10 protein-coding genes are annotated in these 16,473 nt (G+C 44.7%); 9 read left to right on the forward strand and 1 reads right to left on the reverse strand.

The genetic code is table 11. The annotated features are described in order from the left end of the window. The first annotated feature begins 92 nt into the window (after positions 1–92). From HMPREF1532_RS18090 to HMPREF1532_RS18110, 6 genes are all read left to right on the forward strand, one after another. A complete protein-coding gene (locus HMPREF1532_RS18090) occupies positions 93–941 on the forward strand; it encodes an AraC family transcriptional regulator (RefSeq protein WP_005933225.1) in 849 nt (282 codons plus the stop codon). Between the two features lie 274 nt (positions 942–1,215). Continuing rightward, the gene (locus tag HMPREF1532_RS18095; protein ID WP_005933227.1) at positions 1,216–1,701 is read left to right on the forward strand and encodes a PepSY-like domain-containing protein; all 486 of its coding nucleotides are present in this window, start codon (positions 1,216–1,218) and stop codon (positions 1,699–1,701) included. Between the two features lie 165 nt (positions 1,702–1,866). Further along, a complete protein-coding gene (locus HMPREF1532_RS18100; RefSeq protein ID WP_005933229.1) occupies positions 1,867–4,155 on the forward strand; it encodes an NADP-dependent malic enzyme in 2,289 nt (762 codons plus the stop codon). Continuing rightward, on the forward strand, positions 4,152–4,328 hold the full coding sequence (locus HMPREF1532_RS21390; RefSeq protein WP_005933230.1) for a hypothetical protein: 177 nt from the start codon (positions 4,152–4,154) through the stop codon (positions 4,326–4,328). The genes HMPREF1532_RS18100 and HMPREF1532_RS21390 overlap by 4 nt, the downstream gene beginning before the upstream one ends. A 164-nt stretch (positions 4,329–4,492) precedes the next feature. Continuing rightward, positions 4,493–5,827 carry an NADP-specific glutamate dehydrogenase gene (locus tag HMPREF1532_RS18105; RefSeq protein ID WP_005933232.1) on the forward strand — a complete coding sequence of 445 codons (1,335 nt, stop codon included), beginning with the start codon at positions 4,493–4,495 and terminating at the stop codon, positions 5,825–5,827. Between the two features lie 701 nt (positions 5,828–6,528). Continuing rightward, a complete protein-coding gene (locus tag HMPREF1532_RS18110) occupies positions 6,529–8,109 on the forward strand; it encodes an ATP-binding protein (protein ID WP_005933235.1) in 1,581 nt (526 codons plus the stop codon). 1 nt (position 8,110) lies between these two features. Here the strand turns inward: HMPREF1532_RS18110 and HMPREF1532_RS18115 are convergent, their stop codons facing one another. Beyond that, positions 8,111–11,080 (reverse strand): PEP/pyruvate-binding domain-containing protein, encoded by a 2,970-nt coding sequence (locus HMPREF1532_RS18115; protein ID WP_025819774.1) that lies wholly within the window; start codon positions 11,078–11,080, stop codon positions 8,111–8,113. Positions 11,081–11,241: 161 nt separating this feature from the next. Between HMPREF1532_RS18115 and HMPREF1532_RS18120 the strand changes: the two genes are divergently transcribed. From HMPREF1532_RS18120 to HMPREF1532_RS18130, 3 genes are all read left to right on the forward strand, one after another. After that, entirely contained in the window at positions 11,242–13,353 is a 2,112-nt protein-coding gene (locus HMPREF1532_RS18120; protein ID WP_005933241.1) for a prolyl oligopeptidase family serine peptidase, read from the forward strand. A gap of 314 nt (positions 13,354–13,667) precedes the next feature. After that, a complete protein-coding gene (gene gdhA / locus HMPREF1532_RS18125; protein WP_005933243.1) occupies positions 13,668–15,005 on the forward strand; it encodes an NADP-specific glutamate dehydrogenase in 1,338 nt (445 codons plus the stop codon). A 160-nt stretch (positions 15,006–15,165) separates the two neighbouring features. Continuing rightward, positions 15,166–16,329: a M24 family metallopeptidase gene (locus tag HMPREF1532_RS18130; RefSeq protein ID WP_005933247.1), complete on the forward strand. Its 1,164-nt coding sequence runs from the start codon at positions 15,166–15,168 to the stop codon at positions 16,327–16,329. The last annotated feature ends 144 nt before the right edge of the window (positions 16,330–16,473 follow it).

Genomic DNA, 16,473 nt, shown 5'->3' on the forward strand with positions numbered 1-16,473 from the left:
TCATACTGTTTACAGTTTTGTTCATTTTTGGAACAAATTAGCGTAAATTCCCTAAAAAACTCTACTTTTGCAGGTGAAATAAAGAACTACTTATGGAATATAAAAACCCTCTCATCCTTTCAAGGGAACGCCCGTTCGTAGCCGGCACAAGCAATCTGGCAGTTTTTCACCGTCGGCTGTATAAACTCGACTGTATGATTATTATTTTCTGCCACAGTGGTTGGGGACAGGTACTTATCGATCTTGAACGACATGAAATAATACGAAATACCCAAATGATTCTTCTCCCCGGCACAGTCATCAGTCTTGCCGGACAAAGTAACGATTTTCGTGTTTCTTATTTCGCAGCCCACAGTGATATGTTTCGTGAAGCTTGTCTGCGTCTCGAACCCTCTTTTTTTCATTTTCTGAAAGAGAAACCTTGCTTCACACTGCCCGATGAATTTACAGCTAATATCAACCGGTTACTGGAAGCCACTATCTCCCTTTATGCCGATAAAGACCATAACTTCCGCTATCAGATAGCCCGCAATCACCTGCAAAGCTTTCTGCTCGATGTGTATGACAAAGTTCATCGTTTCTTTACCCGCGACGATATGGAAGGTCACAACCGCCAGGACGAACTTTTCAAAAAGTTCATCGCACTCATTCATGAAAACTGTCTCACGGAGCGTGAGGTATCTTTTTATGCCGATCGCCTCTGTATCTCCACCAAGTACCTCACCGGAATCTGCCGCAGTATTACCAATGGTGCCTCGGCCAAGCAGATCATCGATCAACATGTGATCCTTGAAATAAAAGTCTTACTGCAATCCACCGAATTAAGTATGCAGGAAATAGCCGATCGTCTGGGTTTTCCCGACCAATCCTATTTAGGACGTTATTTCAAACGGTATGAAGGAATGTCACCGGGAGATTACCGGAAAACAGCAGGTACATAACGACAAACCGGCCTGTTAATGAAGTCAGTATCGGAGAATCCAACAATCCGAAATAATGCATTGATAATCAATGCATATAAAAATATACCTTTTTTACAGAGTAAAGGTATAGACTTTTATATGGCAAAAATATAGACTTCTATATAGCCAAAATATAGACTTTACCATTCCTCTACATTATAATGTTGCATAAACCGGCGGTAACATAGAAAACAAATTCTCACGGTTGGCTGTTCTAATCGGCAAAAGTCACTTAACCCAAACTGTTTTAACTATGATAAAATTAAAATTCGGTATATTGCTGGCCATGCTGGCAGTTACCACCACCGCCTTTGCCGGATATTCACCGGCCAATGTACAGGCCGCACTCAAAAAGATGTATCCCGATGCCAAGGACATAGCCTGGTCGCAGGATGACGGTTATTACTGTGCCGACTTCATGATGAACGGCCTTGAGAAAAATGTCTGGTTCAACACACAGGCGCAATGGGTGATGATACAGACTGAACTGATAAGTACGGACCGCCTTACCCCTCCTGTATATAATGCCTTTGCAGCCAGTAACTATGCTGCCTGGGAAGTCCTGGATGTAACTTACGTAGAGTTTCCGAAATGGGAGCCGATCATCGTCATCAAAGTGGGACAGCCGAACGTAGACATTAAATATCAGCTTTTTTATGCCCCTAACGGAGAAATACTGCGTACCCGGAATGTAAGCGACATGTACGACATCCTCGGACCGAAAACATTCATACAGTAACTTTGTTATAAATATGCAATAAAGGCACGAAAAGAAGAAGTATCGTTCTTCTTTTCGTGCCTTTATGTTATTAGTTTAATAGAATTTATGACAGATAGACTACAGTTTCTAACTTTTATTCCTACATTTGCAGACAAATGATAACTTTTATTAAAACGCACTATCATGGCAAAAATAACGAAAGAAGCCGCTTTGCTCTATCACTCACAGGGCAAACCCGGTAAAATTGAAGTAGTTCCAACCAAACCCTACAGTACACAAACCGACTTATCGCTTGCTTACTCGCCCGGTGTGGCCGAACCATGTCTTGAAATTGAAAAGAACCCGCAGGATGCTTATAAATATACAGCCAAAGGCAATCTGGTAGCTGTTATCTCCAATGGAACAGCCGTCCTCGGTTTGGGAGATATAGGTGCACTGAGCGGCAAACCGGTAATGGAAGGAAAAGGCCTTCTGTTTAAAATCTATGCCGGTATCGATGTATTCGACATCGAAGTCGATGAAAAAGACCCGGATAAATTTATCGAGGCTGTCAAAGCCATTGCACCGACTTTCGGAGGTATCAACCTCGAAGATATCAAAGCTCCGGAATGTTTCGAAATAGAACGCCGCCTGAAAGAGGAACTCGACATTCCCGTAATGCACGATGACCAACACGGAACGGCCATCATCTCGAGTGCCGGACTGGTAAATGCCTTGCAAGTGGCCGGTAAAAAAATTGAAGATGTAAAAATCGTAGTAAACGGTGCCGGCGCCTCTGCCGTATCGTGTACCAAACTATACGTATCACTCGGCGCACGCCTTGAAAACATTGTCATGCTGGACAGTAAAGGCGTAATCAGCAAAGCGCGTACCGATCTGAACGAACAAAAGCGTTATTTCGCCACCGACCGTACGGATATCCATACCTTAGCAGAAGCCATCAAGGGAGCAGACGTTTTCTTAGGCCTGTCTAAAGGCAACGTGCTGTCGCAAGACATGGTACGCAGTATGGCTCCTTCTCCTATCGTATTCGCCCTGGCCAATCCGACACCGGAAATCTCTTATGAAGATGCCATGTCCGCCCGTCCGGACGTGCTGATGGCAACCGGACGTTCCGATTATCCGAATCAGATTAACAACGTAATCGGTTTCCCGTATATCTTCCGTGGTGCTCTGGATACGCAGGCAAAAGCGATCAACGAAGAGATGAAAATAGCTGCCGTACACGCAATTGCCAATCTGGCCAAGCAGCCTGTACCCGATGTGGTAAATGAAGCTTATCATGTAAACAATTTCACGTTCGGCCCGGAATACTTCATACCGAAACCGGTAGATCCACGTCTGATAACGGAAGTTTCCATCGCCGTAGCCCGTGCTGCTATGGAAAGCGGCGTAGCCCGTAAGAATATCGAAGACTGGGATGGATACAAAACACATCTCCGCGAACTCATGGGACAAGAATCCCAGCTTACCCGCCAACTCTATGACACGGCACGCCGCCACCCGCAACGTGTCGTATTTGCCGAAGGCGGTCACCCGAACATGCTGAAAGCTGCCGTAGAAGCAAAAGCGGAGGGTATCTGCCATCCTATTATATTAGGTAACGAAGAACGTATCGAGAAACTGGCAAAAGAACTCGACCTAAGTCTGGAAGGTATCGAAATCGTCAATCTGCGCCATGACCGCGAAGCAGAACGCCGCGAACGTTACGCACAGATCCTTTCACAGAAACGTGCCCGCGAAGGAGCCACCTACGATGAAGCCAATGACAAAATGTTCGAACGTAACTACTTCGGTATGATGATGGTGGAAACCGGAGATGCCGACGCATTCATCACCGGATTGTATACCAAATACAGCAATACCATCAAAGTAGCCAAAGAGGTGATCGGCATCCGCCCGGAATACAATCATTTCGGGACCATGCACATCCTGAATTCCAAAAAAGGAACTTACTTCCTGGCAGATACTTTGATCAACCGGCATCCGGATGCTTCCACTTTAATAGATATAGCCAAATTAGCAGACCAGACTGTCCGGTTCTTCAACCATACACCGGCGATTGCCATGTTGAGTTACTCCAATTTCGGTTCCGATCAGGCAGGTAGCCCGCTTAAAGTACATGAAGCAGTGGCATACATGCAGAAAGAATACCCGGAATTGGCCATTGACGGTGAAATGCAGGTGAACTTTGCCATGAACCGTACACTTCGTGACTCTAAATATCCGTTTACACGTCTCTACGGCAAAGATGTCAATACGTTGGTATTCCCGAACCTGAGTTCTGCCAATGCAGGATATCAGTTATTGCAGGCGATGGATCCGGATACGGAATTCATCGGCCCGATACAGATGGGACTGAACAAACCGATTCACTTTACCGACATCGAAAGCTCCGTGCGCGACATCGTAAACATTACGGCAGTAGCTGTTATCGACGCGATTGTAGACAAGAAAAAAGCAGGTAAATGAAACGTCCGCTATCCAGATCACAAATAGTTTGCATCATCCTGCTTTGGGTGGCGCTTTGCTATATAGTATTGGTATATGCCGAACGTATTGACGGCCCAACAATAGTAATGCTTATCATTTCGGCAGCATTAGTATTCATTCCCGTTTACAAATCACTTAAAAAGAATAAATAATATCTTTTTATTCTATTTTTGCGGGATAAAATATCATTTTTGATATTTTATCCCGTTTTTCTTTATAAAATGTTTGCAAGTTCAATTTTTATATTTACTTTTGCAACCGCAAGAGAGAACAATATTCGCAAACTTATAAACTCAACTTATAAAAGAAAACAATTATGAATGCAGCTAAGGTATTAGAAGATTTAAAGAGAAGGTTCCCCAATGAACCGGAGTATCATCAGGCAGTAGAGGAAGTACTTTCTACCATTGAAGAAGAATACAACAAACACCCTGAATTCGACAAAGCCAATCTGATAGAACGTCTTTGCATTCCAGACAGAGTATATCAATTCCGTGTAACTTGGGTAGACGACAAAGGTAACGTACAGACTAACATGGGTTACCGCGTTCAGCACAACAACGCTATCGGCCCGTACAAAGGCGGTATCCGTTTCCATGCTTCTGTAAACCTCAGTATCCTTAAATTCCTTGCCTTTGAGCAAACATTCAAGAATTCACTGACTACACTGCCGATGGGTGGTGGCAAAGGCGGTTCCGACTTTTCTCCACGTGGCAAGTCAAACGCAGAGGTAATGCGTTTCGTACAGGCATTCATGTTAGAGTTGTGGCGCCATATCGGTCCTGAGACCGACGTACCGGCAGGCGATATCGGTGTAGGTGGCCGTGAAGTAGGTTTCATGTTCGGTATGTACAAAAAACTGACTCACGAATTTACAGGAACATTCACAGGAAAAGGCCGTGAATTCGGTGGTTCACTGATTCGTCCGGAAGCTACCGGTTACGGTAACATCTACTTCTTGATGGAAATGCTGAAGAGAAAAGGTGCTGACTTGAAAGGTAAAGTTTGTCTGATCTCCGGTTCCGGTAATGTGGCTCAATATACAGCAGAAAAAGTACTGGAGTTGGGTGGTAAAGTAGTTACCATGTCCGATTCAGACGGTTACATCTATGATCCGGACGGTATCGACCGCGCAAAACTGGACTACATCATGGAATTGAAAAACCTCTACCGTGGCCGTATCCGCGAATATGCAGAAACTTACGGTTGTAAATATGTAGAAGGAGCCCGTCCTTGGGGTGAAAAAGGTGACATCGCTTTGCCTTCTGCCACTCAGAACGAAATCAATGGTGACGATGCCCGCAAATTGGTTGCCAATGGTGTAATGGCCGTATCCGAAGGTGCAAACATGCCTTCTACTCCGGAAGCCATCAAAGTATTCCAGGATGCAAAAATCCTGTATGCTCCGGGTAAAGCAGCCAATGCCGGTGGTGTATCCGTATCCGGTCTGGAAATGACCCAGAACTCTATCAAACTGAGTTGGAGCTCTGAAGAGGTAGACGAAAAATTGAAGAGCATCATGAAGAACATCCACGAAGCCTGCGTACAATATGGTACTGAAGCCGACGGCTATGTGAACTATGTGAAAGGCGCCAACGTTGCCGGATTTATGAAAGTAGCCAAAGCTATGATGGCTCAGGGTATATTATAATCAGCAAGCCCGTTTTTCAAAAGCTATAGTCATTTATAACAGAAAAGCCGTTTCCGAAATTGGAGACGGCTTTTCTTTATTTCACCTGCCCATGAAAAGACGTAGCATCTTTTTTGAAAAATATAGCATCTTTCAAAAAAAGACGTAGCAGACTACAATAGAAAGATGTACAGGTTTTTAAAAAAGCTCTTGATGTTAAAAAAAAAGATGTAGCATCTTTTTCTCCAGTAAACGTTTTTTTATTCTTCAGACTGCCTATTCCGCATATTTTTACCCCTTCACTCCCTTCACCTTTTTTGCTTAATCGCCTTATTCATCGGCAATACAGGGTGAAGACCCACCCTGTATTGCCAAGTACCGTGCCCGTCATCCGTATGCTTGGTGCTCAACATCCGTATGCATATTGCTTACGAACTGTATGCCCGGTGCTTAAGAGACATTTGTATGAGGACGGGAGAACTGGAGCGGGCCTTCACCCTCTATTTCCGATGAATAAGGCGATTAAGCAAGAAAGGTGAAGGAGATGAGGGGGGGGAAATTTCATGTGAATAATGCAATAAAATGCTCAGAAAGATATCCGTATCTTATCTAACGGATGAAGCCTCCTCCAACAGGTCCGAAATTTATTTTCATCAAAGCTATCACTCGTTGTATCTGTCTTTTTTTCGTATATTTGCATTTGACAAAATCAAATGAGCAGTATGAGTACAACCATCATTCCCAACAGTCCGCTCCGAAAACTCCCGATAGGAATACAGAGCTTTGAGAAATTACGTAGTGAAGGATTTCTTTATGTGGATAAAACTGCGTTAGCCTATCGATTGATAAAAGCAGGAAATCCCTGTTTTCTAAGCCGTCCGCGTCGTTTCGGTAAAAGCCTGCTGCTCTCTACTTTCGAAGCTTATTTCGAGGGGAAAAAAGAACTTTTCAAAGGTCTTGCTATTGAACAATTGGAACAAGATTGGTTCAAGTATCCGGTACTGCATCTCGACCTCAATGCCGAGAAGTATGATAGCCGCGAAAAGTTGGAGAACTTACTCGTTAGCCAATTAAAACATTGGGAAGCCCGCTATGGCATTACCAGTGCCAATCCCAGTTACTCCATTCGTTTTATGAATGTTATCCGCAACGCCTATGAACAGACAGGACGCCGCGTGGTAGTGCTCATCGACGAATATGACAAACCCTTGCTGCGCTCCTTTCACGACGAAGCATTGCAAGCCGACTTCCGTGAGACACTGACTGCTTTTTACTCTGTATTAAAAAGTGCCGATCCCTGGCTACAATTTGTTTTTATCACCGGGGTAACTAAGTTTGCTCAAATGGGAATCTTCAGCAACCTTAACCAGTTGAATGACATCAGTTTTGACTCTGCCTACAATACCCTTTGCGGGATGACCCGCTCGGAAATAGAAGCGACCTTTGCGCCCGAACTTCTGCAAATGACAGAAAAGAATAAGACAGACCATCCCGGAGTTATGGAGAAAATGACGCAGATGTACGACGGATACCGCTTCACCCACGATGAAGAATTCACTCCGATGTACAACCCGTTCAGTGTGCTCAGCGCCCTTTCCAAACTCAGCTTCGGCAGTTATTGGTTTGCCAGTGGTACGCCCACTTTCCTGGTGGAAATGTTGAAGAAAACAGACTACGACCTACGGGAACTCGATGGTATCGAAGTCTCTGCCACATCGCTCAGTGACGATCGGGCGGATATACACAATCCCATCCCCATGGTTTATCAAAGCGGTTACCTGACTATCAAGAAATTTGATGAACGCTTCCGCATATACACGCTCGGATTTCCGAACGAAGAGGTGGAATACGGCTTTCTCAATTTTGCCGCTCCTTTTTATACACCTGTCTCCGAGAGGGACACGGCTTTTTACATAGGCAAGTTTGTCCATGAGTTGGAAACAGGCGACGTCGAAGCTTTTCTAAACCGCATGGAAGCCTTTTTTGCAGACTTCCCTTATGAGCTTAACACGAAGACCGAACGCCATTATCAGGTAGTATTCTATCTCGTCTTCAAACTCATGGGGCAGTTCACAGATGTCGAAGTACGCAGCAGTCGCGGGCGGGCGGATGCTGTAGTGAGGACCCTCCAATACATCTATGTTTTTGAGTTCAAACTTAATGGTACGGCCGAAGAAGCCTTACAGCAAATAGACGATAAAGGATACTTGATTCCTTATCAGGCAGACGGGCGTAAACTCATAAAGATAGGAGTAGAGTTCAGTGCCGAGAAACGTAACCTCAACCGTTGGTTAACGGAGTAATTCACATTTCCGGCATCATCACCACTCCTTGTTTCTTCTTACCATCCATTTTTACCACTATCGGCTTTTCAAAACGCACATGCCGCAAGAACTTTGTTTCTTCAACGGCCGGCTGTGCGTTCAGGAAGTCCTGATTATAAACTCCATCATTCATAAAAGCATTGATGGTGAAATATCCCACTCCAAACGAAGTCAGGTTCTGGAAGAAATGAGTACCTTGACTCGGATCTACCCGGTAATTGGTCAATCCGGCCTCAACGATAACACGAGCTGCTGAGATATGCGGCCACTTGACAGGAATACCCAACCAGGTATCACTGCTTCCCCACCTTCCGGGACCAACCAGCACATAATTCTTTCCTTCATTAAGGAACTGCTGATTCATTTTTTCTATTTCCCAAGCAATGGTCTGGTTATTAGAAGCACTGTACCCATCGGTTTTGACATAAACAATATCATACACCTCATTCATAATGCCATGTCCCAAAGAATTGTTGGAACGCAGAATGACATCTTCGTCCGGAATGGCTGTGAGATCCTCATCCAGCATCTCCTTCGTATCGACGATCGGGCGTATCTGTAAAAGATAAAAAGTACCGGTCTTATCCTGCTCACGGCTCATGGTCGCTGCAAATTCAATCTCCACAGGACGGCGCATCTCACGTTCGCCATACTTCAGAACCAATTGCAGGATACGCGCCAATGGGAACACGTCGTGTTGCAAGATATTGGCAAAAGTAATCACCTTACGCCCACCCGGATAAAGTCCGTCCCGGATGATCTGGTCATAAGGATCATAAGTAGAAGCAAGATAACGCAACGAACCGTCTTTTTCCGCCTCTTTGACGTGAAGTTTCAGCAGATTAAATCCGTCGTCAATGGAAAAATCTTCACCGGCATTCTTTAAATCCAACGCATAGAAGCGGGTCTGTGTCTCTTTCAGGGCAATCTCCATCTCACTGGTCTGCAACACCTGATTGGGATGATAGGGAGAGAAACGAAGCGTCATTCCTCCTTCCACAATATACTTTCCGAGACCGAGAGCCAGATTCACCGTACCCTCTTCCGCCTTTTCGTCTCCGAGAGGGTAGTAATTAAGCGAACGGGCTACACCCGACATGGACGGATAATAACGGTCACCATATTGATTGCCGACTACTTCTTGCAGAATAACGGCCATCTTTTCCTGATCGATCACATTGGACGTTGCCTGCATATATGCCTTGCTATCCTTGAAATAAACTGAAGCATATACTCCTTTGATTGCATCGGAAAGCATCCGGAGCATCTCATATTTATCATCCAGATAAGGAATCATATAAGTATTATAAATACCGGCAAACGGCTGGTAGTGAGAATCTTCAAGGAGCGAAGACGAACGAATGGCAATGGGCGACTTCACCACATCGAAGAACGTGAAGAAATCCTCTACCAGACGGTCGGGCAGCTTCGCTTTCAGAAAATAGCGAAGAATGACATCATCATCGGCATCCGAAAGAGCTACCTGATACAGATTGTTGCTATCCATAAACTCGTCAAAGACATCGGTACAGAGCACCACTGTCTTCGGAATGGCAACACGGGCATTCTCAAACTCCTCAAATTCCGGATGCCGCTTCACCATATTGTCAATGAAAGCCAGACCACGGCCTTTTCCACCCAAAGAGCCATCACCGATACGGGCAAAATTGGAATAACGGTCGAAACGGTCGCGCTTGAAAACGGCAACCACTCCCTGATTCTTCATCTTGCGGTATTTCACAATGGCTTCAAAGATAATCCGCCGGTGAGCGTCCACATCCTGAAGACTGTTCCAGGTGATCGGTTTAAGAAATTCGGCAACCGGGAACATGGCGCGCGAATACAGCCAACGGGATACATGATTGCGGGAAATATGATACAAAAACGATTCGGCAGGCACGGCAAACAGAATATTCTGTAACTCTTTCAGATTCCGCACACGGGCAATCTCCTCCCCTGTTTCCGGATTACGGAAAACAAAATCACCGAAGCCGAAATTATCGGATACAATGCGACGCAAATCCACGTCCATCTTTTTGGAGTTCTTATCGATAAAGCTGGCACCATACTTCGCCGCATACAAAGCATTTTCCGACTCGGACGACTGGATGATAAGAGGCACAAACGGGTCTTCCCTCCGGATAGCAGCACAAAGTTTAATACCAGCCAGCCCGTCTTTCTCGCCACGCTCCACACGAGGAAAACGAACATCGGTGATTACTCCCAGTATATTATTCTTATATTTCTCATATATCGTGATAGCCTCGTCATAGGTACGCGCCAGCACTATTTTAGGACGCCCACGCATACGCAACGTCCGTTGGTGGGCATTCAAAGCCTCCGTAGAAAACTCCTGGCTTTGCTTCAAAACGAATTTATACAGATTGGGAAGCACAGAAGAGTAAAAACGGATGCCGTCTTCAACCAACAGGATCAACTGCACTCCCACTTCCGCCACATCATGCTCCAAATTCATTTTATCTTCTATCAACTTGATGATGGACACCAGCAAATCCGTATTGCCCAACCAACAGAACACGTAATCGAACGCACTCAGATCCTCATCGGCAATACGCGCCGTAATGCCATGGCTGAACGGGGTAAGAATCACGATAGGAATATGTTCGTACAAGCTCTTGATATGCCTTCCGATATCAAAACTGTCATTATCACCCGTACTCGGCATACAGATAACGAGATCAAATGTCATATTTTCAAGCAGCGTCAATGCCTCTTCTTCTGTAGAAACCTGCGAAAAGCGAGGGGGATAACGAAGGGAAAGAGAGGTATATTCATTGAAGATCTTTTCATCGATGCGCCCGTCATCCTCAAGCATAAATGCGTCGTATGGATTAGCAATCAACAAAACATTGAATATACGCCGCGTCATCAGATTGGCAAACTGCGTATCTTTGAAATAAAGCTGGTTTAATTTGTATTTACTGAGCATGGGTTTTCCTGTGGTTAAAAATCGACAGACAAAGTTCGCTTCTTTTATCGTGAAATGCAAATGAAGAGAGAAGAGAAATGAATTTTTAGATAACAAAGGCGGTAATTTCATTACTTCTCTCTATATTTGTATTTTAAGTCAATACAAACAACTTATTAACAATGAAAAAAACAATCCTATTACTTAGTGGAATCATGGTTATGTCATGTACACCTCAACAAAAGAAGTTAACTTACCCCAAAGCGGAGAAAGTAGACACCGTAGACGTATATTTCGGAACGGAAGTAGCCGATCCTTATCGTTGGCTGGAAAATGATACGAGTGCAGCTACGGCCGCCTGGGTAGAGGCAGAAAACAAGGTAACCAACGAATATCTGGCTCAGATTCCTTTCAGAAAACAGTTATTGGAGCGGTTGACCAACCTCGCTAATTATGAAAAAATAGGTGCGCCATTCAAAAAACACGGTAAGTATTACTTTTACAAAAATGACGGTCTCCAGAACCAAAGCGTGCTCTACGTGCAGGATTCACTCGAAGGAGAACCGCGTGTATTCCTCGACCCGAATAAATTATCGGACGATGGCACGGTAGCATTGACAGGCCTTTCTTTCTCCCATGATGGAAAATATGCTGCTTACACCATTTCACGCAGCGGGTCGGACTGGACGGAAATATACGTGCTGGATACCGCTACCGGCCAGTTGCTCGACGACCACATCGAATGGGCAAAGTTTACAGGAGCAGCCTGGCAGGGAGACGGTTTCTACTATAGCGCCTATGATGCCCCGGTAAAAGGCAAAGAATTCTCTAACGTAAACGAAAACCATAAGGTATATTATCATAAGATAGGTACTCCCCAGACAGAGGATAAGTTGATTTATCAGAATCCGGCATATCCGAAACGTTTCTATTATACCGGCACAAGCGAAGACGAACGGATTCTCTTTGTATACGAATCCGGTGCAGGAAGAGGTAACAATCTGTTCATAAAGGACTTGAAGAAAGCCAATGCTCCTTTTATACAGTTGACTACAGACTTTGATTATCAATATTCTCCGATTGAAGTTATCGATAATAATGTCTATATATTCACCAATTACGGCGCACCTAAAAACCGGATTATGGTAGCCGATATCAATAATCCGAAACTTGAAAACTGGAAAGAACTCATACCTGAGATGGAATCTGTTCTGTCGAGCGCAGAAGTCATCGGAGGAAAACTATTCCTGACTTATGACAAGGATGCCTCCAATCATGCTTATGTTTACAGCCAAAAAGGAGAACACATGCACGAAATCAAGCTTCCGTCATTAGGTTCCGTCGGTTTTAGCGGCACGAAAGACGACAAAGAATGTTTCTTTGTATTCACCTCTTTCACTACTCCGGGCACTATTTATAAATATGACATGGATAAGAATTCTTACGAGCTCTACCGCGCTCCGAAAGTAGAATTCAACTCCGATGACTTTGTAACGGAACAAGCATTCTTCCCCAGTAAAGATGGTATCATGATTCCGATGTTCCTTACTTATAAGAAAGACCTGGAAAGAAATGGAAACAATCCGGTATTCCTTTATGGCTATGGCGGTTTTGGCATCAGTCTCAATCCCGGATTTACAACTTCCCGCATCCCGTTCCTGGAAAACGGAGGTATCTATGCACAGGTCAATCTGCGTGGCGGTAGCGAATACGGCGAGGAATGGCACATAGCCGGTACCAAAATGCAAAAGCAGAATGTATTCAATGACTTTATATCAGCAGCCGAATATCTTATCAATAACAAATACACCAATCCGGATAAAATTGCCATCGTAGGCGGTTCGAACGGCGGTCTGCTGGTAGGTGCGTGCATGACTCAGCGTCCCGACCTGTTCAAAGTAGCCATCCCGCAGGTAGGAGTAATGGATATGCTTCGTTATCATAAATTCACAATCGGCTGGAACTGGGCAAGCGACTACGGCACAAGTGAAGACAGCCAAGAAATGTTCGAATACTTGAAAGGTTACTCCCCGTTACACAACCTGAAACCCGGCACTAAATATCCGGCAACCATGGTTACAACAGCCGACCATGACGATCGCGTGGTTCCTGCGCATTCATTTAAATTCGCCGCCACCTTGCAGGAATGCAATGACGGCACCAATCCGACGATTATCCGTATCGACAGTAAAGCCGGACATGGGGCAGGTAAACCGATGGCCAAAGTATTGGAGGAACAAGCCGATATTTATGGGTTTATCATGTACAACCTAAAAATGAAGCCCGCATTCTAAAAAAAGAATAAGAGGAAGGGATTTACGATTAGACGATTTACTATTTACGATTGAAATTACACAAACTCCCATATATCCTTATATTATTACGGAATATAGTAGTTGCTTCAATCGTAAATAGTAAATCGTCTAATCGTAAATCCCTTCCTCTTGTCTAATCATAATCCCTTTGATCTGCCCACCCCCTAACTATCATTTTATCATTATTTAGCGAAAATATATTCATAAAACATACATATATTGAAAAGTTTTCCTATATTTGCAGTGTCACCAGTTGACATTTTATCAGAATTAACCTTTTAAAACATAGTATTATGAATATTCAGAAAATTATGTCCTCTCTTGAGGCAAAGCATCCCGGTGAATCTGAGTACCTCCAGGCAGTCAAAGAAGTACTTCTCTCTATTGAAGATATATACAATCAACATCCAGAATTTGAAAAAGCCAAAATAATCGAAAGGCTTGTAGAACCGGATCGCATCTTTACATTCCGCGTGACGTGGGTAGACGACAAAGGTGAAGTACAAACCAATTTAGGTTATCGCGTACAATTCAATAATGCGATCGGCCCGTACAAAGGCGGTATCCGTTTCCATGCTTCAGTAACCCTGTCTATTCTGAAATTCTTAGGTTTCGAACAGACTTTCAAGAATGCACTGACTACCCTTCCGATGGGCGGCGGTAAAGGTGGTTCCGATTTCTCTCCACGTGGTAAAAGCGATGCGGAAATTATGCGCTTCTGCCAGGCCTTCATGCTTGAACTATGGCGTCATATAGGGCCGGACATGGATGTACCTGCCGGTGACATAGGCGTAGGAGGCCGTGAAGTGGGCTATATGTTCGGTATGTACAAGAAGCTGACACGCGAACACACCGGAACCTTTACCGGTAAAGGCATGGAATTCGGAGGTTCGCTCATTCGTCCGGAAGCTACCGGTTTTGGCGCCTGCTATTTTGTTCAGCAGATGTTGAAAGATAAAGGAACGAGTTTCGAAGGCAAGACAGTGGCTATCTCAGGTTTTGGTAACGTAGCATGGGGAGCGGCAACAAAAGCAACGGAATTGGGAGCGAAAGTAGTTACCATCTCCGGTCCCGACGGCTACATTTATGATCCGGATGGCATCTCCGGCGAAAAGATCGATTATATGCTCGAGCTTCGTGCCAGTGGCAATGATATCGTAGCACCTTATGCAGAACAATATCCGAATGCCACATTCTATGCAGGCAAGAAACCCTGGGAACAGAAAGTGGATATCGCCATGCCTTGCGCTACTCAGAACGAAGTAAACGAAGAGGATGCCAAACAACTGGTTGCCAACGGAGTTATGTGCGTAGGTGAAGTATCGAACATGGGATGCCGTCCCGAAGCAATCGACACCTTCCTTGCTGCAAAAATCATGTATGGCCCGGGTAAAGCTGTCAATGCAGGCGGTGTAGCGACTTCCGGTCTGGAGATGACCCAAAACGCAATGCATATCTCCTGGAGTGCCGAAGAAGTGGACAAACATCTCCATCAGATCATGAGTGACATCCATACCCAATGCGTAAAATATGGTACTGAAAATAACGGTTATATCAATTATATGAAAGGTGCCAACATTGCAGGATTCATGAAAGTGGCCCACGCAATGATGGGGCAAGGAATCATCTGATCGGATAGTAAAAACTTTGTTTAGTTGTATTTGTATTTGTGGTTTACGCTGCTTACCTCCTGTGACAGGACGTAGGTAGCGTACTTTTTTTTCCGAAGGTTTCATTTTCAACTAAAATAACCTAACTTTGCATCATGAAATCAAAAAACATAATATTGAAATGTTACAACCGGAATTAAAATTACGCCGCGATAAAATTCGCTGGCTTATGGCCCAACAAGGCATCGATGCCGCACTGATCACTTGCAATGTAAATCTGCTCTATACGTATGGCCGCGTTGTCAGCGGATATCTATACCTGCCGCTTAACGCTCCCGCCCGTCTGTTTATAAAGCGCCCGAATACCATTTCGGGAGAACATATTTTCTCTGTCCGTAAACCGGAACAGATTCCGGGTATTCTGAAGGAAGAAAAATTACCTATGCCTACCAAACTGATGTTGGAAGGTGACGAACTGCCTTACACGGAATACATACGGCTGGCAGCTTTATTCCCTGATGCAGAAGTTGTCAATGGAACCCCGGTTATCCGTCAGGCACGCAGCACCAAGACAGCCATTGAAATCGAAATGTTTCGCCGTTCGGGCATTGCACACGCCAAAGCATACGACCGGATTCCCTCTGTTTATCGTCCGGGAATGACCGACCGTGAACTATCCATCGAAATTGAACGCTTGATGCGCCTTGAAGGCTCTTTGGGTATCTTCCGGGTGTTCGGCCAGAGTATGGAAATTTTCATGGGAAGCGTATTGACCGGTGATAATGCCGCCACTCCCTCCCCATACGACTTTGCCTTAGGTGGCGAGGGGCTCGATCCTGCTCTACCCGGCGGTGTCAACAACACTCTTTTAAAAGAAGGACAAAGCGTAATGGTAGATTTAGGAGGGAATTTCAACGGATACATGGGCGATATGAGCCGTGTCTTCTCCATTGGCAAACTCAATGAAAAAGCTTACACAGCACATCAGGTTTGTCTGGATATACAAAACGAGGTCGCTTCGTTAGCCAAACCGGGAACCGTATGCGAAGATTTATACAATACGGCTATCGACATGGTTACAAAAGCGGGATTTGCAGAATATTTCATGGGAATCAGCCAACAGGCACGCTTTATCGGTCATGGCATCGGGTTGGAAATAAATGAAATGCCGGTGCTGGCACCACGCATGAAGCAGGAATTGGAACCGGGCATGGTATTTGCACTCGAACCGAAAATCGTATTACCGGGCATAGGCCCTGTAGGAATCGAAAACTCATGGGTGGTAACCAGCGAAGGAGTAGAAAAACTAACCATCTGTAACGAAGAGATTATCGAATTGAAATAAGTATCCGATATAATAAGCCTGTGAGCTACCGTATCTTGGAAATTACCACATAAAGAAAGGCTACGACCGATGTACTCCATCATTCGCAGCCTTTCTTACTTAAAGCATATAATCCTACCGCACCGTATTTATCCGGATTTATAC

The organism is Bacteroides salyersiae WAL 10018 = DSM 18765 = JCM 12988, from assembly GCF_000381365.1.
Taxonomy (GTDB): Bacteria; Bacteroidota; Bacteroidia; order Bacteroidales; family Bacteroidaceae; genus Bacteroides; species Bacteroides salyersiae.